The sequence below is a fragment of the uncultured Bacteroides sp. genome (genome assembly GCF_902491285.1).
In the GTDB taxonomy this organism is placed as follows: domain Bacteria; phylum Bacteroidota; class Bacteroidia; order Bacteroidales; family Bacteroidaceae; genus Bacteroides.
In genome coordinates this window covers 21,821-46,536 of record NZ_CABUHK010000045.1, presented here as the reverse complement: position 1 = coordinate 46,536, position 24,716 = coordinate 21,821, and the positions used below count along the sequence as shown (strand labels likewise).

Annotated in this window: 15 protein-coding genes and 1 pseudogene; 14 read left to right on the top strand and 2 right to left on the bottom strand. The window is 43.6% G+C overall.

Annotated elements, in window-relative coordinates:
• The first annotated feature begins 80 nt into the window (after positions 1-80).
• From RDN93_RS12820 to RDN93_RS12790, 7 genes are read left to right on the top strand one after another with little or no spacing between them, the layout of a single operon-like run.
• On the top strand, positions 81-1,313 hold the full coding sequence (locus RDN93_RS12820) for a Cof-type HAD-IIB family hydrolase (protein WP_308745899.1): 1,233 nt from the start codon (positions 81-83) through the stop codon (positions 1,311-1,313).
• The gene (locus RDN93_RS12815; protein WP_308745898.1) at positions 1,310-2,422 is read left to right on the top strand and encodes an isochorismate synthase; all 1,113 of its coding nucleotides are present in this window, start codon (positions 1,310-1,312) and stop codon (positions 2,420-2,422) included. Before RDN93_RS12820 ends, RDN93_RS12815 begins: the two co-directional genes overlap by 4 nt.
• A 19-nt stretch (positions 2,423-2,441) precedes the next feature.
• Positions 2,442-4,109 (top strand): 2-succinyl-5-enolpyruvyl-6-hydroxy-3-cyclohexene-1-carboxylic-acid synthase, encoded by a 1,668-nt coding sequence (gene menD, locus RDN93_RS12810; protein ID WP_308745897.1) that lies wholly within the window; start codon positions 2,442-2,444, stop codon positions 4,107-4,109.
• Between the two features lie 3 nt (positions 4,110-4,112).
• Positions 4,113-4,937, top strand: coding sequence for a 1,4-dihydroxy-2-naphthoyl-CoA synthase (menB, locus tag RDN93_RS12805; RefSeq protein WP_024986206.1), 825 nt, complete (start codon positions 4,113-4,115; stop codon positions 4,935-4,937).
• Between the two features lie 8 nt (positions 4,938-4,945).
• Positions 4,946-5,980: an o-succinylbenzoate synthase gene (locus RDN93_RS12800; protein ID WP_308745896.1), complete on the top strand. Its 1,035-nt coding sequence runs from the start codon at positions 4,946-4,948 to the stop codon at positions 5,978-5,980.
• Positions 5,981-6,028: 48 nt separating this feature from the next.
• Complete coding sequence (locus tag RDN93_RS12795) at positions 6,029-10,063, top strand: DEAD/DEAH box helicase (RefSeq protein ID WP_308745895.1); 4,035 nt, start codon at positions 6,029-6,031, stop codon at positions 10,061-10,063.
• Between the two features lie 37 nt (positions 10,064-10,100).
• The gene (locus tag RDN93_RS12790) at positions 10,101-11,189 is read left to right on the top strand and encodes an AMP-binding protein (protein ID WP_308745894.1); all 1,089 of its coding nucleotides are present in this window, start codon (positions 10,101-10,103) and stop codon (positions 11,187-11,189) included.
• 3 nt (positions 11,190-11,192) lie between these two features.
• Here the strand turns inward: RDN93_RS12790 and RDN93_RS12785 are convergent.
• Both RDN93_RS12785 and RDN93_RS12780 read right to left on the bottom strand, forming a co-directional pair.
• Positions 11,193-11,402: pseudogene (locus RDN93_RS12785) on the bottom strand (PD-(D/E)XK nuclease domain-containing protein); the annotation flags it as partial.
• Positions 11,403-12,058: 656 nt separating this feature from the next.
• Positions 12,059-12,625: an RNA polymerase sigma-70 factor gene (locus tag RDN93_RS12780; RefSeq protein WP_308745893.1), complete on the bottom strand. Its 567-nt coding sequence runs from the start codon at positions 12,623-12,625 to the stop codon at positions 12,059-12,061.
• A 176-nt stretch (positions 12,626-12,801) separates the two neighbouring features.
• On the opposite strand from RDN93_RS12780, the gene RDN93_RS12775 reads away from it, so the two are divergent.
• From RDN93_RS12775 to RDN93_RS12745, 7 genes are all read left to right on the top strand, one after another.
• Positions 12,802-14,793 carry an SUMF1/EgtB/PvdO family nonheme iron enzyme gene (locus tag RDN93_RS12775; RefSeq protein ID WP_308745892.1) on the top strand — a complete coding sequence of 664 codons (1,992 nt, stop codon included), beginning with the start codon at positions 12,802-12,804 and terminating at the stop codon, positions 14,791-14,793.
• A 94-nt stretch (positions 14,794-14,887) separates the two neighbouring features.
• Complete coding sequence (locus tag RDN93_RS12770) at positions 14,888-15,811, top strand: FecR domain-containing protein (RefSeq protein ID WP_308745900.1); 924 nt, start codon at positions 14,888-14,890, stop codon at positions 15,809-15,811.
• A 253-nt stretch (positions 15,812-16,064) separates the two neighbouring features.
• The gene (locus RDN93_RS12765; RefSeq protein WP_308745891.1) at positions 16,065-19,358 is read left to right on the top strand and encodes a SusC/RagA family TonB-linked outer membrane protein; all 3,294 of its coding nucleotides are present in this window, start codon (positions 16,065-16,067) and stop codon (positions 19,356-19,358) included.
• A gap of 20 nt (positions 19,359-19,378) precedes the next feature.
• Positions 19,379-20,992, top strand: a complete 1,614-nt coding sequence (locus RDN93_RS12760; protein WP_308745890.1) for a SusD/RagB family nutrient-binding outer membrane lipoprotein — start codon at positions 19,379-19,381, stop codon at positions 20,990-20,992.
• A gap of 24 nt (positions 20,993-21,016) precedes the next feature.
• Positions 21,017-22,057 carry an endo-beta-N-acetylglucosaminidase family protein gene (locus RDN93_RS12755; protein ID WP_308745889.1) on the top strand — a complete coding sequence of 347 codons (1,041 nt, stop codon included), beginning with the start codon at positions 21,017-21,019 and terminating at the stop codon, positions 22,055-22,057.
• 37 nt (positions 22,058-22,094) lie between these two features.
• A complete protein-coding gene (locus RDN93_RS12750) occupies positions 22,095-23,300 on the top strand; it encodes a DUF1735 and LamG domain-containing protein (protein WP_308745888.1) in 1,206 nt (401 codons plus the stop codon).
• Positions 23,301-23,330: 30 nt separating this feature from the next.
• A complete protein-coding gene (locus tag RDN93_RS12745) occupies positions 23,331-24,602 on the top strand; it encodes a DUF1735 and LamG domain-containing protein (protein ID WP_308745887.1) in 1,272 nt (423 codons plus the stop codon).
• The last annotated feature ends 114 nt before the right edge of the window (positions 24,603-24,716 follow it).

Below are 24,716 nucleotides of genomic sequence, written 5' to 3'. Positions count from 1 at the left end.
GCCTCGGTTTTTATTGTGCCGGTGTAGAAAAACTCGATTTTTCTATATAATTTTGTAATCTAAATCAAAATCGTGTAGCCATGAAGTATAAATTATTGGTCCTGGATGTAGACGGAACATTGCTTAATGATGCGAAAGAAATTAGTAAACGTACACTGGCCGCCTTGCTGAAAATTCAGCAGATGGGAGTACGTATCGTGCTGGCTTCCGGCAGACCGACTTATGGTTTGTTGCCGCTGGCCAAGTCTCTTGAACTTGGAAACTATGGTGGGTTTATCCTTTCTTATAACGGTTGTCAGATAATTAATGCACAGAACGGAGAAATCTTGTTCGAACGGCGTATCAATCCCGAAATGCTGCCTTATCTGGAAAAGAAAGCCCGTAAGAATGGCTTTGCGTTATTCACGTATCATGATGATACGATTATCACTAATTCTCCCGAAAATGAACATATTCAGAGTGAAGCCCGGCTGAATAACCTGAAAGTGATTCGGGAAGAAGAGTTCTCCGTAGCCATTGATTTCGCTCCTTGCAAATGTATGCTTGTCAGCGATGATGAAAAAGCGCTTGTCGGTCTGGAAGAACATTGGAAGAGACGATTGAACGGAGCATTGGATGTATTCCGTTCCGAACCGTATTTCCTCGAAGTGGTTCCCTGCGCCATTGATAAGGCGAATACCTTAGGGGCCCTATTGGAAGTGTTGGGTGTGACGCGCGAGGAAGTGATTGCCATTGGTGACGGCGTGTGTGACGTAACCATGATTCAACTGGCGGGACTGGGTGTGGCCATGGGGCATTCGCTGGATTCTGTGAAAGCTTGTGCCGACTATGTGACAGCTTCGAATGAGGAAGACGGCGTAGCCCTTGCAGTCGAAAAGGCGATTATTGCCGAAGTACGCGCAGCGGAAATCCCGCTTGACCAGTTGAATGCACAGGCGCGCCATGCATTAATGGGAAATTTGGGAATCCAATATACCTACGCTGATGAAGACCGCGTAGAGGCGACAATGCCCGTAGACCATCGTACGCGCCAGCCTTTCGGGATTCTGCACGGCGGGGCTACCCTTGCATTGGGTGAAACCGTTGCCGGACTGGGCTCGATGATTCTTTGCCAGCCGGACGAAATCGTTGTAGGAATGCAGGTCAGCGGAAATCATATCTCTTCTGCTCACGAAGGAGATACCGTGCGGGCGGTAGCGACTATTGTACATAAAGGACGTTCGTCCCATGTGTGGAATGTAGACGTCTTTACTTCAACCAACAAGCTGGTGTCTTCCATACGGGTAGTCAACAGTGTTATGAAAAAAAGATGATTGACGAAGAAATAAGTAATCTGACAGCTATTGATTCATTTATCCGGCAAAAGCAACCGTTTGCCGTTTACCGTATTCCCGGGGAGAAAACCCCTCGTCTGTTGACACAGGCCGGGGGGGCTGTCCGTTTGATCTATGACCTTAAAGACCTGAACGGGCAGAGAGGATTTGTCATCGCTCCGTTCCGGGTGAGTGAGACATGTCCGGTTGTGCTGATACAGCCAGAGCAATCGGGCCAGCCTTTACCGGTGGACGCGGATACGGACGAAGAACAGGAGAAAGCCGGGCAGATGCAAGGGCAGGAAACTTTTCTGAATACTTGCACGGAAAAGTATGCCGCATGTTTTCACACATTTATAAATGCCTTACGCGACGAGACTTTTGATAAATTAGTGCTTTCCCGTGAACTCGTTATCGGTCAGATGCCGGACTTCTCTCCTTCATCAGTATTCCGTGCGGCTTGCAAACGTTATATTCATTCTTATATATACTTATGCTATACCCCTCAGACGGGTATCTGGCTGGGTAGCACGCCCGAAATTATCTTATCGGGCGAGAAAGACGGATGGAACACTGTCGCACTGGCGGGAACGCAACCTTTGCAAGACGGCAAGTTACCGCAGGTATGGGACGAGAAGAACCGGAAAGAACAGGATTATGTAGCCTCTTATATCCGCCGGCAACTTCTTTCATTAGGTATTCAGTCTACGGAGAACGGCCCTTATCCTGCCTATGCCGGGGCATTGTCGCATCTGAAAACGGATTTCCGTTTCTCTTTGAAAGATAACAGGGATTTGGGGAATCTTCTGAAAGTTCTGCACCCGACACCTGCTGTGTGCGGACTGCCCAAGGAAGAAGCCTATCAATTCATATTGGAAAACGAAGGTTACGACCGCCGTTACTATTCCGGTTTTATCGGTTGGCTCGACCCTGACGGAAGAACGGATTTATATGTGAACCTGCGCTGCATGCATATCGAGGACGAGCAACTGACCCTTTATGCCGGCGGCGGATTACTGGCTTCTTCGGAACTGGATGACGAATGGCTGGAAACGGAAAAGAAATTGCAAACCATGAAACGGCTTATAGCAGTGCCCCTTTATTCATAAACTACTAATTATTATCATCATGTACACAGATAAGAAGAATGTACTTCAACTGATTGCGCTGCTTCAGGCGCACGGGATTACTAAGGTTGTATTGTGTCCGGGCAGCCGTAACATACCTATCGTGCATACTTTGTCCAATCATCCTGATTTTACCTGTTATGCGATGACGGACGAACGGAGTGCGGGGTATTTTGCCATCGGCCTTACGTTGAATGGGGGGAAGCCTGCCGCAATCTGCTGCACTTCCGGTACGGCATTGTTGAATCTTCATCCGGCTGTGGCGGAAGCCTTTTATCAGAATGTTCCGCTGGTCGTCATCTCTGCCGACCGTCCTGCCGCCTGGATCGGGCAAATGGACGGACAGACGCTTCCGCAACCGGGCGTGTTCCAATCGCTGGTCAAGAAGTCGGTCAATCTTCCTGAGATTCACACAGATGAGGATGAATGGTACTGCAACCGTCTGATAAATGAAGCCCTGTTGGAGACGAATCATCATGGGAAAGGTCCGGTACATATCAATGTTCCTATTTCCGAACCCTTGTTTCAGTTTACGGTGGATACCCTGCCCGAAGTACGTGTCATTACCCGTTATCAAGGCTTGAACGTATACGACCGCGATTATAACGACCTCATCGACCGGATGAATAAATATCAGAAGCGGATGATTATTGTCGGTCAGATGAATCTTATCTATCTGTTTGAAAAGAGATATACCAAATTATTATATAAACACTTTGCCTGGTTGACGGAGCATATCGGCAATCAGACTGTTCCCGGTATGCCGGTGAAGAACTTCGACGCGGCGCTTTATGCCATGCCCGAAGAGAAAATAGACCAGATGACTCCCGAATTGCTGATTACCTATGGCGGACACGTTGTCTCCAAACGGTTGAAGAAGTTCCTTCGCCAGCATCCGCCCAAAGAACACTGGCATGTATCACCGGATGGCGAAGTGGTCGACCTCTACGGTTCATTGACTACCGTGATTGAAATGGATCCGTTCGAATTTCTGGAAAAGATAGCGAGTCTGCTCGATAACCGCACTCCCGAATATCCCCGTGTGTGGGAGAATTATTGCAAAATCATCCCCGAACCGGAATTTGCCTATTCGGAAATGGCGGCTGTCGGTGCATTGATAAAATCCTTGCCGGAGTCATGTGCCTTGCATCTGGCGAATAGTTCGGTCATCCGCTATGCCCAGTTATATACCATTCCTTCTACGATTGAAGTTTGCTGTAACCGGGGGACAAGCGGCATTGAAGGTTCGCTTTCTACGGCTGTCGGTTATGCGGCTGCTTCCGATAAGTTGAATTTCATAGCTATCGGGGATTTGAGTTTCTTCTACGATATGAATGCATTGTGGAATGTCAATGTCCGTCCCAATCTGCGTGTTCTTTTGTTGAATAACGGTGGTGGAGAGATTTTCCATACCCTGCCGGGATTGGATATGTCGGGTACTTCGCATAAGTTTATCGCAGCCGTTCATAAAACGTCCGCCAAAGGTTGGGCGGAAGAACGCGGGTTCCTTTACCTGCAGGCGGAGAATGAAGAAGAGTTGGCAGAAACCATGCAGATCTTTACTCAACCGGAAGCGAAGGAGTGCCCTGTGCTGCTGGAAGTGTTTACCAACAAGAACAAAGACGCACGAATGCTGAAAAATTATTATCATCAATTAAAACAAAAATAGATTATGTCAACACAAAGAGAGTGGACAACCATCAGAGAATACGACGATATTCTTTTTGATTATTATAATGGGATTGCCCGTATCACTATCAACCGTGAACGTTATCGGAATGCATTCACCCCGACTACTACTGCCGAAATGAGTGACGCGTTGCGCATTTGCCGCGAAGAAGCGGACATTGATGTGATTGTTATCACCGGAGCCGGAGACAAGGCTTTCTGTTCGGGCGGCGATCAGAATGTGAAAGGGCGTGGCGGTTATATCGGCAAAGACGGTGTTCCCCGCCTGAGTGTACTGGACGTGCAAAAACAGATTCGTAGCATCCCGAAACCGGTGATTGCTGCCGTCAACGGATTTGCCATCGGTGGCGGACACGTGCTTCATGTGGTATGCGACTTGTCCATCGCTTCAGAGAATGCCATTTTCGGTCAGACAGGCCCTCGTGTAGGTAGCTTTGACGCCGGATTCGGTGCATCTTATCTGGCACGTGTGGTAGGCCAGAAGAAAGCACGTGAAATCTGGTTCCTTTGCCGGAAGTACAATGCACAGGAAGCGCTGGATATGGGACTGGTGAATAAAGTAGTTCCCTTGGAACAACTGGAAGACGAATATGTGCAATGGGCGGAAGAAATGATGCAACTCAGCCCGTTGGCTTTGCGCATGATTAAAGCCGGGCTGAATGCCGAACTGGACGGTCAGGCCGGTATTCAAGAACTGGCAGGCGATGCGACGTTGCTTTATTACCTGACGGATGAAGCTCAGGAAGGAAAGAATGCATTTCTGGAAAAGCGCAAACCGAACTTTAAGCAGTATCCCAAGTTCCCTTAATATTCATAATGGACTGTAAGATAGAAATTATTCCCCGGTTGCTTCATTTCAAGCAACCGGCGGGAACTTCCCGGGGGACTTATACGACACGGAAAGTCTGGTATCTTCATCTGACTTCTCCTGATTTTCCGGGTAGGGTGGGGATAGGAGAGTGCGCCCCCTTGCCTGCGTTAAGCTGTGATGACCTCACCGATTATGAAGATATCCTGACTAAAGCCTGCCGCCGGTTGGAAGAACGGCAAGGGAGACTGGATGTCGATTCTTTGTGTGATTATCCCTCTATACTATTCGGCCTGGAAACGGCTATCCGCCATTTCTTTTCGGGAAGTTGGGCGTTATTTGATACTGTTTTCTCGCGTGGGGAAGCGGGGATTCCGATAAACGGCCTTATCTGGATGGGAGACTTTGACAAAATGCTTTCTCAAATAGAGAAAAAGATGGAAGCCGGATTCCGTTGTATCAAGCTGAAGATTGGTGCTATCAATTTTGAAGAGGAACTGGCATTGCTCCGCCATATCCGCGCCCGCTTTTCTTCTAAAGAAATAGAATTGCGTGTGGATGCCAACGGTGCTTTCTCTCCGGCAGATGTAATGGAAAAACTGAAACGCCTGTCCGAACTTGACTTGCACTCTATCGAACAACCTATCCGTGCCGGACAATGGGAAGAAATGGCACGTCTTACTTCCGACTCCCCGTTGCCGATAGCCTTGGATGAGGAACTGATAGGATGTAACATTCTGGAAGAAAAACAAAAGCTGCTTTCAACCATCCGTCCGCAATATATTATTATCAAGCCTTCTCTTCATGGTGGAGTATGTGGGGGTAACGAATGGATTACCGAAGCGGAAAAACGGCAGATCGGCTGGTGGATTACTTCTGCTCTGGAGTCGAATATCGGTCTGAATGCTATCGCCCAATGGTGCGCCACCTTTGATAATCCGTTACCTCAAGGACTGGGAACAGGACAACTCTTTATCGACAACGTAGAGATGCCACTTGAAATAAGAAAAGACAGCTTGTGGTTTTGTAATGATGCTATTTGAATGTTATTTGATGATATTCGACCAACAATATAAAGACATAAATAAAATATGGCAATATTAGATACTGATGAGGACAAAAAGATCAAAACTCTTTTTGTGAAATATATGGCATGGAATATACTTCCAATACTATATAACGACGCATTGAGCAGACTTTGTAAGATGGGTTTTTCCCCTGCCAAGGCTGTTCTGTTCCTGAAGTCAATGCAGGAGAATGGTGAGATGGAAATTACTTCAAGCCAGTATAATCACGGAAATAGAAAATGCCGGTTACTGCCCGGCGTTCATCTTAAGTATTTATGGCTTATACGAAATGAATCGTGTGAGGAGTTTGAAAAAGAACAACCGAAACCCGGATATGTCGAACTCCAAATGGGAGCATTGCGAAATGCAATGTTGCATTGGGCTGCGACGGGAAATTTGGATGATGATATAATTATACATTGGCCGGTAGATGAATTAACACTGCCTTTATTTCGTGAAATGGCATATTCCACAGAATGGCGCGACTTATATTGCCGGCTTTCTGTCGCTGCCTTGTTCAGTATTATTGATAGGGATGCAGACTGTTGGAATTACCGGTTGAAAAAAGTAGACGAGTCCTTTGTAGAGAACCTTTATATAAAGAATGAATCTATGCCCTCTTTCGTTAAAGAGTATTTCCAGGAAGCCTATTCATTCTATGAATATGTATTGTCCGGTCGTATTAACGAAATCCCGGAGAATGTAAGTACCCGTTCTGCTGTTGGCTTATGTGCCCATGCGCTTCATGCCCAATATCATGGGAATTATTCAAAGGCACTCAAAATTTATGGGCAAGCTCTCAAATATTTGGAAAGCCGGTATCTTTTTGATACACCTTTCTATTCGCTGATGTACGTCATAGCATTGATGCGCGAGGGAAGTGCGGCTTCAAAGAAGAAGATGGACGGATTAGTGACAAAGAAGCGGATTCGTGAAGAAAGACAATGGCTGCCGGCCTATTTAATGCTTCTGATTGCTTTGGGAAGAGATACGAAAGAACTCGTCTTATGGATAGAGCGGAACTACGAGCTGCAATCGAATATGGTAAAGGCATTATTATATTTGCTTTTGGAGCATTATAAACTGAATGAGAAAATTTGTATAGACAACCGCCCTATTGAGAAACTGCTGGAAGACGATTGCTTTAAAGCATTGCAGTTAGAGTATTCATGTGATTTTGTGGGATTTAGCCTTAAAAATGCACAGTTGAGGGAAGAGATGGGCGTGGAACCTCTGCTTCCTGTCTATGTGAAGCGGGAACCTTGGGAAATGGCATTGGACAGGTTGGCGGAGATGGCGCGAAGTCAGGAAGCAGGAGAAACGGCGAAAGGAGCCGTGGGCGGCATCGCACAAGTGCGTATCGTATATCATATTACGAGTCATGGTCAGATAATCCCCCGGCTTCAAAAGTCGAAAGATGGAATTACCTGGACGGGAGGACGGAATATTGCCTTGTCTACTTTCCAACAAAATGCAGTAGAAGGGATGAGCGCGCTGGACAAAAGCCTTTCGGCGTGTGTCGAGCATTATAATGCCGGATATTCTTTGGGAGATATCTATGAATTGGGCGGACCGAAAGCGTTGTCTCTACTGGTGGGTTATCCATTTGTATATATGGCAGAAAATCCGGACCTACCTGTCGTAATTACAAAAGAAGAACTGCAACTGGTGGTCACTCAACTGGAAGACGGGTATCAGGTAAACAGTAATGTGGGGCGGCCCGAAAGTTCAGATCTTATTTTAAAGAAGGAGAACGACCAACTGTTCCGGATTGTGGAACTGAACCGTGAACAGCGTTCTATTTTAGAAATTTTAAAACAATCTTCCCGTTTTCCGTTAAAGGCTAAAGACCGCTTGGCAGAAGTGTTGGGAAAACTGGGGAAAAACGTGACGATACATTCGGATCTGATACGTAATAAAGGAACCCTTAAGCAGATAAAAGGCGATTCGCTGATAACGGTGCAACTACTGCCGGTAGGAGATGGAATCAAGGTAGAACTGTTTGTAAAGCCCTTCACCGAACAGCCGCCATACTGCAAAGCCGGTAAAGGAGTGGGGAGTGTGATTGGAACAGTGAAGGGCGAACACGTGCAAGCTGTGCGCGATCTGGAGAAAGAAAGAGAAAACTATGTTGTCGTTAACCGGATTCTTCGGCGGGTCAGCGGAAACCCCACTGTTAGGGATACGGTATATTTCGAGGATTACTATCAATGTCTGGACCTGATAGAAGAGCTTCGCGGACTATCGGATGTTTCGCGTTCCGAGTGGCCGGAGGGTACTAAATTATCGATAAAAGGCGTAGCGGATTTCCCACAGCTGAAATTATCCATGAAAGGGATGGAGCATTGGTTTGAGATAGGCGGCGAATTGGAGATTGAAGATGGAGGCCGGATAAAGATTGCGGAACTCCTGAAAAAGGTACGTGAGAGCAAAGGACGTTTTATAGCATTGAACGATTCGGACTTTCTGGCATTGAGCAGTCAGTTGCGCAGGAGATTGCAAGAACTCGACGCCATTCTGATGAATGATAAAAGTATGAAAGTTGCCGGTTTCAATGCCGCTCTGCTTGTTGATTTGGAGCAGCAGGGAGTCGTTCTGAAAAAAGACCGTAAGTTTAAGGAACTGCAACAAAAAATAGAAAAGGCGGAGACTGTTCAAGCTGTTGTTCCTGCCACTTTGCAGGCGGAATTGCGTGATTATCAAATGGAAGGTTTCCAATGGTTGTCCCGGTTGGCGCATTGGGGAGCCGGTGCTTGTCTGGCGGATGATATGGGATTGGGTAAAACGATACAGGCCATTGCCCTGATGCTCAGCAGAGGAAAGCAAGGGGCTTCTCTGGTTGTTGCTCCTGCGTCCGTATTGTTTAACTGGCAGAGTGAAATCAATCGTTTTGCTCCTTCGCTCACTTGTCGGGTGTTGCATGACAGTTGTGGTAATCGTGAGCAGATGATACAGGAAGTCGGCGCTTGTGATATTTTGCTTACCACTTATGGTTTGTTGAACGCGGAAGTCGTATTGTTGAGCAATAAACAATGGAATGTCATCCTGCTGGACGAAGCCCATACAATCAAGAATAAAGACACTAAGATTTCCAAGGCAGCGATGCAACTGAACGGTGAATTTCGTTTGTTGTTGACCGGGACTCCCATACAGAATCACTTAAGTGAAATCTGGAACCTGTTTGAGTTTGCCAATCCCGGTTTGCTGGGGACATTTCCGCATTTTTTTCAAAAGTTTATTCTTCCCATTGAGAAATCAGGGGATAAGCAGCGGCAGGAACAATTGAAAAAGATATTGCAACCCTTCCTGCTTCGGCGTACCAAAACAGAAGTGTTGGACGAACTGCCGCCGAAAACTGAAATAGTACAAAAGGTAGAGCTTTCTTCCGAAGAAATGGCTTTGTATGAGCATCTGCGTCAGCAAGCTATTGCGAATATTGAAGAAGGCTCGTCGAGCCCTGTGCGGACATTGGCGGAAATCACTCGTTTGCGTCAGGCAGCTTGTCATCCGGCTTTGGTCAATGAGGGGTTTAATAAACTAGCTTCGTCCAAGACAAAAGTCTTCATGGGGTTGGTAGACGACCTTATCGGTAACCAGCATCGCGCTTTGGTATTCAGCCAGTTCACGTCTCATCTTGCTTTGATTCGTAAGGAATTGGATTCAAAGGGAATCTCCTGTCTTTATCTGGATGGAACGATGTCCGTGAATGAACGGGAAAAACAGGTTAGCCGGTTTCAACAGGGAGAAGGACACTTGTTCCTGATTAGTCTCAAAGCAGGAGGAACGGGACTGAACCTGACTGCTGCCGACTACGTGATTCATCTGGATCCGTGGTGGAATCCTGCTGCCGAGGATCAGGCTTCGGATCGTGCCTATCGTATCGGTCAGACTCGTCCGGTCACTATTTACCGGTTGATTTCTTCCAATACGATCGAAGAGAAGATTGTCTTACTGCATCAAAGTAAGAAATCACTGGCCGATTCTCTGCTGGACGGAAGCAACATGGCGCATAAGTTGACTAAAGAAGAAATGTTGGAACTGTTGAGAGGAGGAATTTAATAAAAATGAGATTCAATAAAAATGGAATTTGAGAGAAATGGAATTTGAGAGAAAAAAGCAATCACTTCTGCTTGAAGGGGTACGGTACACGGTCGATGATTTGCATTTGTTGAAAGCGAAGGCAGGAGGAGAACAAGACGCTTCTTCCATACAAATGCTATTTGATTTCTTGCAGGAGTGGTTTGCTGACTCTCCTTTTATGATTGTTCATACTTCGGGTTCTACCGGAGAACCGAAAAAGATAATGGTTGGCAAGGACAAAATGATGCAAAGTGCGCGCCTGACTTGCGAATTTCTGAATCTGCAAGCAGGAGACGCCGCTTTGTTATGTATGAATCTCCGTTATATCGGAGCCATGATGGTAGTAGTACGCTCTTTGGTGGCAGGACTGAATCTGATAGTGCGTCCTGCTTCCGGTCATCCTCTCTCCGATATAAACGAACCGCTGAAATTTGCGGCAATGGTTCCTTTGCAGGTTTATAATACTCTTCATACTCCTGAAGAGAAAGAACAGTTGCTGCAAACTGAGATTCTAATTATAGGTGGCGGGGCAGTAGATGAGGCTTTGGAAGCAGAGATAAAATCTCTCCCGATAGCTGTCTATTCCACTTACGGCATGACCGAAACATTATCCCATATTGCCCTGCGTCGCTTGAACGGAAATTCTGCATCCGACCATTATTATCCTTTTTCTTCCGTCCGTCTGTCATTATCCTCTGAGGGTACATTGGTGATCGATGCTCCTTTGGTCTGCGATAAGATTTTACAGACTAATGATATCGCTCGTATCTATCCCGATGGAAGTTTCATTATCTTGGGACGTAAGGATAATGTAATCAATAGCGGTGGTATTAAGATACAGGCAGAAGAGGTGGAGAAGTTACTTCGTCCTTTCATTCTTGTACCATTTGTCATCACTTCGGTTCCGGATCCTCGTTTGGGGCAAGCGGTGACTTTATTGCTCGAAGGTCGGTTGGATATGGAAGAACTAAAAAATAAGATGCAGGAGATACTGCCTCCTTATCATCGTCCTAAACATATCCGAACGGTGGATTTAATTCCTCAGACGGGGAATGGTAAAATCAACCGTGTCGAATGCCGCGCTTTAGCGGAAATGCTATTGTAGTCGTTATACTTCTTCTATTCGTGTCAATTCCCATCCGCAGAATTGCATAACGATGCAATGGAGTTGCGTGCGCTGGCATAATTGGCGCACGTTTGAATCTGCCGTATAGTTATGAATCTGATTGATAGCCTCTTTCCATTGTTCTGCAGCTTGTGTCTCAAACTTATCTTTAGGCAGGTATTTTAATTCAAGAATGTAGCTATGATTCACTTGTTCTGTTGTATTATTTATTATGATAGAGCTAAATTTTGCCACAACTTCATCGTATGTTATTTGGTGGCGTACAGCTACCCGTGAAATGGGTTCACCAGAAGAGATAGTAAGGAATATAGTCATTGAGTACAACAATAAGCAGAATTATATGGAAATGTCGAAGTATAATCTCTCAACACTACTAGAAAATTAAAAAGTAAAAATCTGTTGTCACCTGTCACATGTTTGTATTCAAATGTCTGATTGTGAATGAGTACTACTGTGACAGCAGCATGTGATAGCACGGTGACAGTACTTTTGCTGTCACACCTTTTCTTGCTTCCTCTTTTAGAAGCAAGTTCCAAGTTAGTTCCCTTTGCTTGAAACTTTAGTTTCAACAAAGGGAAACTAGAGTTTCATCGGTAAGAAACCAATGGTTTCAAGCAATTGGAACTAAAGTTTCAAACGGGTGAAACTTTAGTTTCCTATGTGTGAAACTCTAGTTTCGAACCTTGAAACTAGTCGTATCTCTACATCCAGTGCTTTTGGTATAGATGAGAGTGAGGGTAACTTTTACTCTCAGGGGGACTATTATACTTGCTCTCATAGCTGAAATGCCGATAAACAGGGGGTGAGGGGCTGATAGTGAGGGTATGAGGGTAACTTGTGCATGAAAACTATTCAGGATAGGAAAATAGTAAGAGAAGTAGTGGCATATACTCTTTCAATTCATTCCGCAAAAGTTCCATGGTCTTTTGTTTGTATCGGTTGATGGATTTTACACTGAGATTCATCTCTTCCGCAATCTCCGCATGGGTTTTGCCTTCAAAGAAACTTTTCATAAAGACTGTGCGATGGTTTTCGGGAAGTTTGTTCAATGTCTCGTACAACATTCTGTATAATTCATCGAGTGTATATACACTATCTGGTTCCGTCTCATAGATGGGAGCTTTCTTCTGGATATTCTCAGCGTAGCTCCATTCACACTCTTGATGTTTCAGATAATTCAAACAACTGTTTTTCACGCACATCTTGATATATCCCAATGCAGTGTCCGACTGTAAGTCGAAAGAATCGGTGTCCAACTTGTCCCATAATGAAGTAAACACGTCCGAGACAATATCTTGCCGTATGTCTTTATCGTCAACAAACCTTTTTGCATACAAACAGAATGGGGCGTAATATTCCTCATAAAGTTGTTTGAAAGTTCGTTCTTTGGTCTGTTTGGAAAAAGATATTTTCATTATTTAGAGATTCTGTGGTTTTTCATTTTGCTGCAAATATATAATAAGATAATTATCAAAACCTAAATTTCCCATTCTTTTTTTTGTCTTTCAATGGAAGAGACTGGAAAAAATACCAATAGGGCTGTCCTTTTATAAGTAGCACAATTGTATTATATACAAACAAGATTGAAAGTATGAAAAACAAGTTTTTTTTATTGGCTATGGCTTTTTGTTTACCTTTACATTCGCAGGGAATTTCCGAATCTTTTATTCCTATGGTTGAGATTCCGGCCGGAAGTTTTTATATGGGAAGTGAAGGATTGGGTGAAGACTTTGATGAGGCTCCTGTTCATCAAGTAGTAATATCTCGTCCGTTTCGTATGGGAATGACAGAAATAACCAATGCGCAATATGAAGCCTTCCGTCCGGAACACCGGGCATTGCGTGGGAAAAATGGAGTTTCTTTGGAAGACGAAGAAGCAGTAGTGAATGTGAGTTATTTTGATGCTGTTGCTTTCTGCGAATGGCTTAGTCGGAAAGAGGGGAAAAACTATCGTTTGCCTACCGAGGCGGAGTGGGAATATGCCTGCCGGGCAGGTACATACACTTTGTTCTCTATGGGAGACGGTTTACCGGCCGTTTATCATCGCAATCAAAAGGTTGCTCGTGATTTTGATACAATATCTTTGAAAGTAGCTCAAACTCCTTCCAACGCTTTCGGGCTGTATGATATGCATGGGAATGTGGAAGAATGGTGCTTGGATTGGTATGCTCCTTACTCCGGAAAGGAGCAGATAGATCCGGTAGGGCCGTTATCGGGAGATTTTCGTGTGACAAGGGGCGGAAGCCATCATACACCGGAGAAATATTTGCGAAGTGCCAATCGTATGGCAATGCTTCCGCGAGATAAACATTCTCAAACCGGATTCAGGATAGTGGAATCTGATACCCATCTGAATGTATCCGGTGCATTGGCTTCCAAACCGCTAAATCAGGAATACGTGGAGCAGAAACAAAATAAATGGAAGAAGGTGTCTGCTACACTGCCGATGTTCTTGCCGCCAATACCATTTGTTATTCGTCCGGCGTGTGATTCGGGCACTCCTTTTTATTTGCATAATCATCAACCCGCAGTTACTTGGTGTGATAATGGAGATTTATTAGCGGTATGGTTTTCTGCAAATGAAGAGAATGGGAGAGGGATGGTAGTTCTTGCTTCCCGTTTACGGGCAGGTTGTGAAGGTTGGGATGAAGCTTCCTTGTTTTTCAAAGTTCCTGATCGGAATATGACGGGGAGTGCTCTTTTGAATGACGGTCGAGGGACAATCTATCACGTCAATGGAGTAGAAGCCTCGGGAGATTGGCAGAATTTGGCAATGGTATTGCGTACCAGTATAGATAATGGTGCCTCATGGAGTACTCCCAGACTGATTGCTCCCGAACATACAAAACGTCATCAGGTGATTGCCGGTACTATTCAAACGCGTGAAGGCTGGTTGGTTCAGGCGTGTGATGCCGGTCCGGGCAGTCACGACGGGGCTGCTGTCCAAGTCAGCAAAGATAAAGGTGAGACTTGGTATGATCCTTGGGACGGCGCTCCCCTGCCGGATTTCAAGGACGGTGGAACCGGAAGTACGATTGCGGGTATTCATGCTGGAATTGTACAACTAAAAGAGGGCGGCTTGATGGCATTGGGGCGTGGCAACAGCATACAGAATAAAGAGGGAAAACTTCGGATGCCTATGAGTATATCTGACGATATGGGAAAAAGTTGGAAGTATATGGCAAGTGAACTTCCCCCTATTGACGGTGGGCAACGCCTTGTTCTGATGCGACTGAATGAAGGTCCTTTATTATTAGTCTCTTTTACGGATCATCCGTTGCGTACTCCGTTGGAAGAGCGGGGATTGGAGTTTAAGGATAAAGACGGAAATATTTCTAAGGGGTATGGTATGTACGCAGCCCTTTCTTATGATGAAGGGAAGACATGGCCGGTAAAAAGATTGCTTACGGATGGAGAAAAACGTTTTTTAAATGGAGGAGCCTGGACGGGATATTTTGAAATGGATCAAAACCATGCGGAACCACGAGGGTATCTTGCCGGTACTCAAACTCCTGATAATGTGATACATATTCTTAGTAGTAGACTGCATTATCGTTTCAATCTGGCCTGGCTGGAAAAATAAAATAAAAAAAGTTCGGTTTTCCTGTCCCTTTCCGGTGAGGTCATTTGTATTATTAGTGTAATTGCAATTAAAAGATAAGATTTTGAAAGAGAATATGGAAAATATGAATCCGGAATCATTACTTCGTAAAGCACAGGCATTGGGGGATGATATTAAAGAAATGGAGTCCATTGATGTATCGGGTGCTTATCGCCAGGCACAAGCCCGGGTAAGGATGAACAGTAAAAAGAGTGCATATAGCCAGTTGATGCGTTATGCTGCGTTTCTGACTATACCATTATTGCTGTCTTCCTTGGTTTTAGGGTATCTGTATTGGAGTGGAATGAATACGGAGGAGAAATATGCGGAGGTAATAGCGGCAACGGGGTCGGTGATTCGATATGAGCTTCCGGATAATTCGGTAGTCTGGCTGAATTCCGGTAGTACTTTGCGTTATCCTACGGTTTTTAAGAAGGACAACCGCAACGTGGAATTAAAAGGTGAAGCGTACTTTGAAGTAGAGGCAGACCGGAAACGTCCTTTTTATGTACATATGTCGGAAGGAGTAAGTGTATATGTTTATGGAACGAAGTTTAATGTAAATGCTTATGAAGAGGATAGCTGCATAGAAACAGTATTGGAGAAAGGTAAAGTGAATGTTATCTCTCCCGACGGGCAAACGACTGTCCAGTTAGCTCCGGGCGAACGATTGCTTTATAATAAATCTGACCGGAAATTCTCGAAGAGTAAAGTCGATGTCTATGAGAAAGTGGCTTGGAAAGACGGCAAACTGATATTCCGCAACGCCGAACTGGATGAGATATTTAAACGCTTGGCGCGGCACTTTAATGTGGATATCCAGTTCGATAATAAGTCAGGGAAAGAATATAAGTATCGTGCGACTTTCCGTGATGAGACATTGTTGCAGATATTGGATTATTTAGCAAAATCTGCGGCCTTGAAGTGGAGGTCTGAGGAAGCTGTACAACAGGCGGACGGTACGTTTACAAAGAAAAAGATAATAGTCGAATTATATTAGTAACCCAATTAAAAATATGAGTAGCCTATGATATAACACAGAAATAACAAAAAAGGAAGAAAGCTGCTACCAACAGCTGTCTTCCCCTCGATTTTTCAAGATTCACGGTACAGGGTCTCGTAAACGCTATCCGGAATCGAACCATAGTCCATTTTAGTAATAAACTCTAGTTAACCGCAAATGTATGAAAAAAAATCATTCATTTATTGCATTATGTCCTAAATATGCTTTAAATCTAAAACTTCCTTTAGTTATGAGGATTAGTCTAGCACTACTTTTTGCAGTAGTTTTACAACTTTCTGCTGAAAATAGCTATGCCCAGCGTACGCGGGTTGCTATTTCCATGGCCAATGTATCTGTCGAACAGGTACTGAACAAAATAGAAGAAACTTCCGACTATGTTTTTCTTTACAATGATAAGACGATTCAAAAGGATCGTATCATCTCCGTAAAGAATAACTCCGGTAAGATTCTTGATATTCTTGATGATATTTTTAAAGGAACAGATGTTACTTATACGGTAGTTGATAAACAGATTATCCTGTCCACCAATAAATTGAATGTAACGGAGCAAGAACCTGAATTACTGATAAAAGGGGTAGTTCTGGATTCAAAAGGTGATCCCCTGATTGGTGTAAATGTGAAAGTGAAGGGAACTAGTACGGGGGCAATCACTGATCTTGACGGTAAATTCACCCTTCAGACTAAGAAAGGTGCAACATTGGAAGTCTCCTATATCGGATATGCATCGCAGGAGATTAAAGTTACTGATAATAAACCGTTGTCTATTGTAATGACAGAAGATACAAAGGTTTTGAATGAAGTTGTCGTAACTGCTTTGGGTATTAAGCGTGAGTCGAAATCGTTAACATATAATGTTCAGCAAATTAGTGGCGATGAAGTGACTAAGGTGAAGGATATGAATGTGATGAATAGTCTGGCCGGTAAGGTGGCAGGGGTGAATATTAATTCAAGTGCAGCCGGCATCGGTGGTGGAGCCCGCGTTGTGATGCGTGGTACGAAGTCTATATCCGGTAATAACAATGCGCTTTATGTGGTGGACGGTGTGCCATTGGCAAATATTTCAGGCGAACAACCCAGCGACCAGTATACCGGGGCAGGACAGTCCGGCGACGGATTGGCCAATTTCAATGCTGATGATATCGAGTCTATTTCGGTCCTTAGCGGTTCCGCTGCTGCTGCGTTGTACGGCTCGGCTGCTGCAAATGGTGTAGTACTTATTACTACCAAAAAAGGGGCAGTTGACAGGACGAGACTGACTTACAGTAACAATACGACATTCTATTCTCCGTTTATTACTCCCGAATTTCAGAATACGTACGGGTCGGAAACAGGAGAGTGGTATAGCTGGGCTTCTAAATTATCTAATCCATCTGATTATGATGTTAAAGATTTCTTTCAGACGGGTTATAATGTTGCCAACACAGTGAGCCTGACTACCGGCACGCAGAAGAACCAGACGTATGTTTCCATTGGTTCGGTGAATGCCCGCGGTATCATCCAGAACAATGATCTCGACAGATATAATTTTTCAGTTCGCAATACAACTTCCATGTTGAATGATAAATTAGATATGGATCTGAGTTTTATGTATTCGAATGTGAAAGAACAGAATATGCTTGCGCAAGGAGAATATGCCAATCCGTTGGTGCCGGTTTATTTGTTTCCGCGTGGAGACGATTTCTCAAAATACCAGTATTATGAACGCTATGATGTAGACCGTAATATCCAGACACAGTTCTGGCCGTTGAAGGAAAATGGATTATCTATGCAGAATCCCTATTGGATTACGAATCGTAATATGTACACCAATAAGAAAGACCGTTTCCTGACAAGCGCTTCTTTGAAATATACCTTGACGGATTGGCTGAATGTATCAGGTCGTGTAAAATTAGATAGAGAAGCGGTCAATGTGGAAAAGAAAATGTATGCTTCTACATTGAACGTGATTTCCGAAAACTCTGATAAAGGATCGTATGTGCAAACGAACAGGAACACTACGCAGATTTATGCAGATGCAATGGTGAATATCAATAAATATTTTTATCATGATATTTGGAATTTGACGGCATCTGTCGGTGTCAGCTTACTTGACCTGGATTATAAAGAACTTAATTTCGGCGGTGGCTTGCTGACTATACCGAATTTGTTTACATCAAACAATGTGGATGTATCGAATAAGTTGACCTATAAGAATGCCAATTATCATGATCGCACAAATTCTTTATTCGGAACATTCTCGTTGGGCTATAAAGGAATGGTCTATCTGGACGGTTCGTTGCGTAATGACTGGATATCTGCTCTGGCCGGAACAAATCACTCGGGTATATTATATCCTTCTATCGGTGCGTCTGCTATCCTGACCAATATGTTTGCAAAGAAATCGGAACTACTTTCATATGCCAAGATTCGTCTTTCTTATAGTGAAGTGGGTAATGCTCCGGAAAGATTCAAGGCTATCACCACTTATTCGGTAATGGGCGGATTGAATACAACCTCTTATTTCCCGATCACAGACTTGGAGCCGGAAAGAACCCATTCATGGGAAGGTGGTTTCAACTTAGGTTTTTTCAATAACAAATTGACGTTGGACGTAACCGCTTATAAAACATATACGGAGAATCAACTGTTCAGCCCGGAAATCTCTACTACAACCGGATATTCCAAATTGTATGTAAATGCGGGTAAAGTGACGAATAAAGGTATTGAACTGTCACTCGGATTTAAACAGAACATAGGGCCGGTAGACTGGAAAACTACTCTGTTATGGTCATTGAACAGAAACCGTATAGACCAATTGCTCCCCGAATATACGAATGAGGAGCTAGGTGTAACTGTACACTTGGATGAAATGGATGTCTACTCTTTGGGAGGAGCCAAGCAACGTTTAACCGTGGGTGGTTCTATGGGAGACGTATATGTGAACACAATGAGGACTGATGAACATGGACAAATCTGGATAAACTCCATGACAGGAGCATTGGAAACGGATAAAAATAATTATGTCTATGCAGGCAATACGAATCCGAAATATACATTAAGTTGGAGAAATGAGTTTAATTGGAAAGGTCTAAGTCTCGGCTTTATGTTGAATGCCCGTGTGGGCGGTGTCGGAGTTTCTGCGACTCAAGCCGTCATGGATTATTATGGAGTATCCGCAACATCGGCAACAGCCAGAGATAATGGTGGCGTGAAGATTAACGGACAGATGATTGATGCGCAAACATGGTATCAGACTATTGGTGCCAACGGGATTGGATATGTAGGTTCCATGTATGTATATAGCATGACAAATGTTCGTTTAGGAGAACTGACCGTAGGATATGACATCCCTATAAAGAAATGGTGCAAATGGATTTCAGGACTAAACGTTTCATTTGTCGGCCGCAACTTATGGATGCTTTATTGCAAAGCGCCGTTTGATCCGGAATCTACGGCAAGTACGGGAACTTACAATCAGGGAATGGATTATTTCATGCAGCCCAGTTTGAGGTCTATGGGATTTTCCGCAAAGATTTCTTTTTAATTGGATAACCTTTAAAAAAAATGATGATGAGCATACGTGAATTTTTTAAAGTAAGGAGTTTATATCTACTTGTCGGAGTAGCTATGATAAATGCAGGTTGCACGAATAATTTTCTGGAGTACAATACCAATCCAAATGAGGCAACTGAAGAAATGACCGACTGGGACAATGTGAGGACTGGTTCTCTTTTGTTGCAGATGGAACAGAACGTATTAGTTGTGGCACAACCGGGACTAAGTATCGGTACCGATAGGTATCAAACGGTAGAAGTAATGGGCGGGGATGGTTTTGTCGGTTATTTCGGCTTTCCCTCATCCTCTATCAATTCGGCCGGTCGGTACAATTGGGATAAAAGGAGTTGGTATGGCGATATGTTCACCACCAATTATCTGACCACCATGAATGCTTGGCGTGAGATGAGAAAAGCGGTTGACGATGATGCGGACCCGCGTTTTGCTATGGCGCAGATCCTGAAAGTTGCGGCTATGCACCGGGTAACGGATACTTATGGACCTATTCCTTACTTGAATTTTGGAATATCCAAAGAAGTACCTTATGACTCGCAGAAGGATGTTTACTACCGTTTTTTTGAAGAACTGGATGATGCTATAAAGAATTTGGACAGTTATGCCGCATCCGGAAGTAAGGTGTTTTCTTCATGGGATTGCGTGTTTAACGGTGATGTGAAGATGTGGGTGAAGTTTGCAAACTCCTTGCGTTTACGTTTGGCTATGCATATTGTTTATGCTGATGAAGAAAAAGCAAAATCAGAAGCAGATCTGGCTATCGGTAATAGTTACGGGCTGATGGAGGCAAAGAATGATATAGCGGAATTGCAACATATCACTCCAATAGCCAATTATGAAAGTCCGTTGTATATCATTAAAGGTTGGGATGATATTTGTATGGGAGCAACTATTGATTCTTATATGAACGGATATCAGGACCCGCGTCGCTCTTCCTTTTTTGATGCAGCTACCGACGGAAAATATAGAGGGATAAGAGCCGGTTTGTCTAAGGATACGAAAAAAGCGGATTATACTACCGGCTTATTCTCTACTCCTAAAGCGACGGCTACTTCCAATGTTGTCTGGATGCGTGCGTCCGAGTCTTATTTCCTACTTGCGGAATATGCTTTGCGGTGGGGAACGAATGATGATGCCCGGAGGTATTATGAAGAGGGCATCCGAATGTCTTTTGATGAGCACAGTGCGTCCGATGTGGATTCATATCTGGCAAGGACCTCGGAGCAAGGATATGTTCCGGCTAAATATGAAGATCCGGTCAATTCCGGTCATTCAAAGGATGCTTTGGGTAGCATTCCGATTGCATGGAAAACGTCTGCTGACTTTGATGAGAATCTGGAGCAAATCATTACTCAGAAATATATCGCTCTTTATCCCGTAGGACAAGAGGCATGGACGGAGTTCCGCCGTACCGGATATCCTAGGGTATTCCCGGTGGTTGTAAATGAAAGTAACGGCGGTTGCGTCGATACGGATATACAGATTCGAAGATTGCCTTATCCTGAATCAGAATATAATACGAATCAGGTGGAACTGAATAAGGGTATTACTTTGTTGGGCGGTGTAGACAATCCTGGTGTTAAGTTATGGTGGGACGCAAAAAAATAATAGTCATTTAAAATCATGTTGGATATGAATAAAAATTATATATATATTATGTTGATATGGTTTCTGGCATTTGCTGTGGGAGCCTGTGATACTGACATAGAACCGGAAATCATTCAGAAAGAGAATGCATATAGTGAAGAGTATTTTCAGAATCTGCGTGAATATAAAAAGTCGGATCATGCTATTTGTTTCGGTTGGTATGCCGGTTATACATCAGAAGCATCTCCATCGGCAGGACTTCATTTCACCGGATTGCCGGATAGTCTGGATATTGTAAGTTTGTGGTCGAGTATTCCTTCCAATAATCCGGCTTATGTGGAGACAAGTCAATATAATGAACGTTATTTGCCCACCGCTTATGAAGAGATGAATTATATCCGTAAAGTGAAAGGAACAAGAGTGGTGATGTGTACGATTTGCCGGATTGCAAATACGGAGTTTCCTAAAACGGATGCGGGTATTGAAGCCTATGCCATGCATCTTGTGAGATGTGTATTGCGTAATGACCTGGACGGACTGGATTTGGACTATGAACCGGAAGGCGATTGGTTGCAGAATGCTAACTTTACAAAATTTATCAAGGTATTAGGCAATTACTTTGGGCCACAGTCTGGAACAGGCAAGCTTTTGATAGTTGATTTCTACAATCAAGTACCGCCTGCTGAAACAGAACCTTATGTTGACTATTTTGTAAGACAATGTTATACAAGTAGTTCAGCCCAGACGTTACAGTCAAAATATGACGGACTTAGTAACTGGTGTCCGCCCGGAAAGTTTGTTGCCACAGAACAGATGGGCTGGTACTGGGAGAATGGCGGAGTAAAGTTTACGGAGGCCGATGGAAATACGGTTGACTCATGGGGAAATCCGTTATACTCGGTGATTGGCATGGCTCGTTGGAATCCGATACAGGGACGGAAAGGTGGATTTGGAGGATATTACTTTGAGTATGAATATAATACTACTCGGCCTACAAATCAATCTATTGGGGATAAAGAAAAAGTGGCTATTCCATATTACAGTCTTAGACGTGGTATTCAGGAACAGAATCCGGCAGGTAAATAATTGTTTGTATGATTAATACATGATAAAAATGAAAACGATGAAAAATACAATAAGAACACTCTTTGCTCTTGCTATTGGAGTTTTATTTTTGGTGTTGGGAGGATGTCAGGAAGCGGCTCAACGAGGTGACGGACTGTTGATGACCGGAACCAGTTCTGACCGTTTAGTGAAGTTTGCTATTGACGGATTTCCTTCTATCTATGCTGTTTCCGTGACTTCGACTTCTCGTGTAGAGTCGGATGTGCAGGTGGAGTTGGCTGTGGATAAGAATTTGGTGGACAGCTATAATGCGGAAATGGGTACTAATTATTATCCTATTCCGGACAACTCTTATAAACTGGAAAATCAGAATGTCGTTATATCGGCGGGGCAAGCAGTTTCTTCAACAGCTTCTCTCTCCATTAATGATGATACGGATTTCGTACCTGGGCGTGTTTATCTGATACCGGTTACAATAAAAAGTGCAACAGGTGGGCTGGATATTATAGAGTCTGGGCGGACTATTTTCCTGAAAGTGTCTCGAACATTACGTTTCTATGCTCCCTATGTGGGGCAGGCTGCTATGGCTTACCAGTTTTTACTTCCGGATCCTATTCCTTCATTGCCTACTTATACATGGGAAGTGAAGATTTATGCTACTCAATTCCGTTCTTCCGGAGCTTCCGGTACTACCCGTGTCTGTTCTTTTGGTGGAAATGAATCCTCGGTAGAAGGCGGGGCTATTGATGACGGTGGTTTCAAGTGCGACCAGAATCTGCTCCGTTTCGGTGAGGGAACGGATGACCCGAACCAACTGCATGTAACGACTAAGCAGGGAAAGATGTCTTCTAATACTCGTTTTGCCTTGAACACTTGGTATGCGGTGGCTTTGGTGAACGATGGTAATACTTTGACATTATATATTAATGGGGAGAAAGATAATTCAATAACAGTATCTCCTTATGAATATGCGCTGTATGGCGTACAGATAGGAATGCCTTCAAGTGGTTATCAGTCATCGCAATTGTTTTACGGACGTCTGAGTGAAATGCGGCTTTGGAATCGTCCTTTGTCTGCTCGTGAGATCAAGGCAAATGTGTGTGGTGTAGATCCTTCTACCAATGGTTTGTTATCTTATTGGAGAATGAATGAAGGCGAAGGAACCATTTTTTATGATTTGTCACCTTCTAAGCGGGATATAAGCTACAAAAATGGCATAACGATTGATTGGACGTATGACGATACGAATAAATGTATAGAGTAAACCATAGATTAATGAATAGACATTATGAAAATGAAAACCAAGATAGATAGATTATCTCTCCTTTTGATTGTATTATTAGGAGGGTTGGGCTTTACTGCCTGTTCGGATGATGATGATATTACCATGGAACTTCCGGTAATTGAAATGCCTCAGTCGGATATGGGACCTGTGGCTGTTGATTATAGGGAAATATTGAATGAGGGGAGTTTTATTTATGATTATACGGTAAAACTGGATAAGCCGGCTTCTACACCTTTATTGTGCAGCATTTCTGTTGATGAAAATTTAGTGGATACATATAATGCAGAGCACAATACGTCTTATAAGATGATGCCTTCATTTGTATATGAATTGCAGGCTAAAAATGTGGTAATTAAAACAGGCGAGCAAGAGTCAAACGCACTGTCTGTGAAATTTGCTTCATTATATGGTTTGGTAGGTGGAGAGGAGTATCTTCTTCCTATTGTTGCTGAAATAGATGAAACTTGTGTCGGAGAATTTGCAACGGATACTCGTTCGGTCGCTTATTTCACAATTAATATTGACGGTGAACTGGATTATATACCGGGATTGAAAATGAGCACTTACTCAAAAGATATGTATACTACATTAAGTTTCGCTAATAATGAGGTCGTTACAATCGATGAGAATACGCATACTTTTGAAGTGCTTATATATCCGTATAGCTGGCATAGTGGAACCAATTATATAGGTACATGGTGTGGGAAGGATTCCAATAATAAAGATGAAGCTTTTGGTGGTTGTGAACTTCGTGTAACTGGGGCAACCGGAGCGTCCAATATTGGCAATCGGCAATGTGATTTGACTTTGGCTAATCAGGGTATCAATCTACCGACCAATCAGTGGGTCAGAGTAACGGTTACTTGTGACGGGACGAAGACCGGACAAAATACGGAAATTGCTTATCGGCTCTACTTTAACGGAGAGGAGGTTGCTTCAGCCAAGCCAACGAAACGTTATGGCCCTACTTCCTCACAAAGATTCCAGGTGGGATATACTTTGACGGGTATTCAATTTGGTAATACAAGTTCAAGTATGTATTTTGATGGTTTGATTGCTGATATTCGTATGTGGAAAAAATGTCTGACAGCAGAAGAGGTAAAAGCAAATCTGCGTACGGTAACCTCTCCGTCTGCTTCTGATTTATATGGGTATTGGAAGATGGATGAAGGAAAAGGGAATACATTGAAAGATAGTTCTGGAAATGGTCGAGATTTGTCTTTCTCCGAAGCTGCCAATATCGTTTGGAATGCGGAATTTAATAATTTACCTGAAAAATAGAATCTGATTTTGTGTTGGGAGTTGCTTGGATAGGGAGTGACTCCCAATACTATATAAAGTTAAGGAATGGAAGTGAGATGTTTGCTATTGGTTGTATTTTGGGGCTGTTTTTTT